The organism is Sedimentibacter sp. (assembly GCF_032080165.1).
Taxonomy (GTDB): Bacteria; Bacillota; Clostridia; order Tissierellales; family Sedimentibacteraceae; genus Sedimentibacter.
The window spans coordinates 366,898-370,195 of sequence record NZ_DAMASY010000003.1; the positions used below are offsets into that span (position 1 = coordinate 366,898).

The 3,298-nt window shown below is 32.1% G+C and carries 2 protein-coding genes; one reads left to right on the forward strand and one right to left on the reverse strand.

All coding sequences use genetic code 11. The annotated features are described in order from the left end of the window. Positions 1 to 223: 223 nt before the first annotated feature. Positions 224 to 1,495 carry a HAMP domain-containing methyl-accepting chemotaxis protein gene (locus RT412_RS06495; protein ID WP_313345953.1) on the reverse strand — a complete coding sequence of 424 codons (1,272 nt, stop codon included), beginning with the start codon at positions 1,493 to 1,495 and terminating at the stop codon, positions 224 to 226. Between the two features lie 435 nt (positions 1,496 to 1,930). Here RT412_RS06495 and RT412_RS06500 point away from each other — a divergent pair. Then, positions 1,931 to 3,298, forward strand: a 1,368-nt coding sequence (locus RT412_RS06500; RefSeq protein WP_313413114.1) for a sigma 54-interacting transcriptional regulator, incomplete at its 3' end; no start/stop codon positions are given.

The window sequence follows — 3,298 nt, forward strand, 5'->3', positions numbered from 1 at the left end:
CAACAGCTTTAGTTTATAGATTACCTATAAGGATTTGAAATTTACTTCCATCTGTGGCTTTTGCTGTAATGGTTGCAGTTTATAGGATTACTTATAGGGAATTGAAATCCATTACGGGGATTATTTTAACACCAAATAATTGACCTAATGAGATATACTGAAAGTTATGTCGGAGTGACATAAATCAACAGATGACATGCCTGACCGGCAGTCATCTGTTTAATTAACAGGTTGCTTTCAATTTGAAGGTTTGTACCATGTCTGTCAGCGTTTCTGCCTGCTTATAAAGCTCTTCTATGGCAGCCGCACTTTCCTCCGATGCCGCTGAATTTGATTGAACAACATCGGATACCTGGACGATTCCGTTGTTAATCTGATCTATGCTGGATGATTGTCCAACTGATGCATCAGCAATTTCTCCGACTAACCCGGCAACCTGCTCTATTCCTCCTACTATTTCATTGAATGCATTTGCAGTAATTTTCGCAATTTTTGAGCCGTATTCGGCTCTTTGTATGGAATTTTTTATCATGTCTGTGGTTTCTTTGGCGGCTTCTGCCGAACGCGACGCCAAATTCCTTACTTCTTCAGCCACAACAGCAAAACCCTTTCCGTATTGTCCTGCTCTTGCTGCTTCCACCGCAGCGTTTAATGACAATATATTTGTTTGAAATGCAATGTCTTCAATCGCTTTTATCACCTTTGAAATATTTGAAGACGAAACGTTAATTTCATCCATTGCCTTGAGCATTTCTTCCATGTGTTTATTACCGTCAATTGCCCCGTCTTTAACACCATTCGCGCATGTCTTTACTTTATCCGCATTATCTACACTTAAATTAATCTGTCCTTTCACTTCCTCTATAGTGGCAGTAAGCTCCTGAAGTGAACTTGCCTGCTGGCATGCTCCCTCTGCAAGGTGTATGCTTGAATCAGATATTTGACCTGCTCCGGTTACAATCTGTCTTGATGCATCGTATATTTGGGAAAGAATGATATTGTTTTTTTCTAAAATGTTGTTCAGAGCAATACTCAAAACGTCCTTTTCCGAATTTATTTTTACATCAACTGTCAGGTTTCCGTCTGCTATAGCTTCAGCCGCCTGAGTCTGTGCCCTTGTGTTTTCTACCATTTCTTTAAAGGAATTCATCAATTCTCCGATTTCATCATTTGTAAGGACACGTACATTTGCACTTGCATCCCCCACGGAGAGCTGTTTTGCAATGTTATTAAGTATTTTCAGAGGTCTTACAATACTTTTATTTAATATTTTACAGATTATTGAACCTGAAACAACTGAGACAATAATGAAGAACAGCATTGTGGCTGAAAAAACCGTAAACAGCTTTAATGAAACATTATTTGCCAAATATAGTTTATAGATGGTGAAAAGGCTTATTAAAGATACTAAGATAGTTAATGTGGTTATTATGCCGAATCCTATTGCCATTCTTTTATTAAGTGCAATTGAATTTTGTTTTTCTTTTTTTTCCATATGATCATCACCCTTATATTTTTATTTTTTGTACTTAAATTATATCGCCAGCTTTTAATATAACTTTAGCCAAAGAAGAGATTTTATGTTTAAAATTATGTTGGTTTCATTTTGAAGATAAAAATGTGCTATAATTTTATAACCACACGGGTTCAGGAGACCGTGTGGAGGGTGCTTTACCATCACGGATATATAGACAGAAAAAGGAGGTCAAGCTGCTAATCTATCTGCTATCATTGAAATAATTAAAGAAGGAATAACAGATAGGTTAAATTTTTTAATAAAAAGTTTCCAATTAATACCGATATATGCATTGGAAACAATTACTGATTTTAAATTTAAAGAAATGTTTTCAATTTTTAAGATTTAATATATAATATTAGTGACGAATTTTAAAAATATTTTATAGATTTTTAGAATTAAGGAGTGATGAAATTGAATAGTACCGGATTTAAAGAATTATTTTATGATAGTGACTTGATTCTTATTATTGACAAGAATGGAAAGGTTTTGTATTACGACGACTATGATGATAATTTAAATATGTTAAAAAAAGAGAACGTCATAGGTCGATATATTTATGAATTATATCCTTTTTTTACAAGAGAAGATTTTACCGTGTTTAGGGCAATGGATAAAAAAGAGCCAATATTAAATGAATATCAGAGTTTTAATGTTGATGGAAATAAAAAGAATTGTCTAAATAATGCCTTCCCATTAATAAACGAAACAGGTGTCCTTGGTGGTATAATAATATCTGTAGAACTATCAAGTAAATCTATAAAAAAGAAAATTAAGAAAGCTTCTTCAAGGTATAATTTTGAAGATATTATTACTGAAAATCAGGAATTTAAGAAAAGCTTAGAAATTCTAAAAAAAGTTTCAAAAAGTGAATCCAATGTGCTTATAGTAGGAGAAACAGGGACAGGAAAAGAGTTAATAGCTCATTCAATACATAGCAACAGCATGAGGAGAAATAAACCATTTGTTATACAAAATTGTGCTGCCATACCAAGTTCAATTATGGAGAGTATTCTTTTCGGAACTGCTAAGGGTAGCTTCACCGGATCAATAGATAGGGAAGGTTTATTTGAATCAGCAAATGGAGGTACTATTTTCCTTGATGAAATAAATTCAATTCCATTTGATTTGCAAAGTAAGTTACTAAGAACATTGGAAAATAAAAGTATTATGAGAATTGGTGAAAATATTGAAAGAGACACTGACATACGAATAATTGCATCTACTAATGAGGATTTAGAGAAAAAGGTGGACAAGGGTGAATTTAGATCAGATTTATATTACAGGCTGAATGTTATAAGTTTTAATGTACCTCCTTTAAAAGATAGGAAAGAAGATATAAAAGTATTAGTAGATTATTATATAAAACAATACAACTCAATTTTAAACAAAAATATTACCGGCATATCTAAAGATGTATTGCAAATTTTAAATAACTATGAGTGGAAGGGAAATGTTAGGGAGCTGAAAAATGTTATTGAATATTCATTAAATTTTTCAGAGGAAGGTGTTTTAAATACAGACAATCTTCCGCAATATTTATTAAAATCGGTTGATAGCAATACAAATGAATGTATAGTAGATAGTTCTTTGACAACTTTAGTTGATAATTACGAATGTAAATTAATTAAAGATGCCTTAAAGATATGTAGATATAACATACTAAAAACATCAGAATATCTGAGCATACCAAGGCAAACATTATATTATAAACTTAAGAAATATAATTGTATTTGTCAACTGAAAATTAGGTCAAAAGGTCATTTAATTTTAGGTCACTTT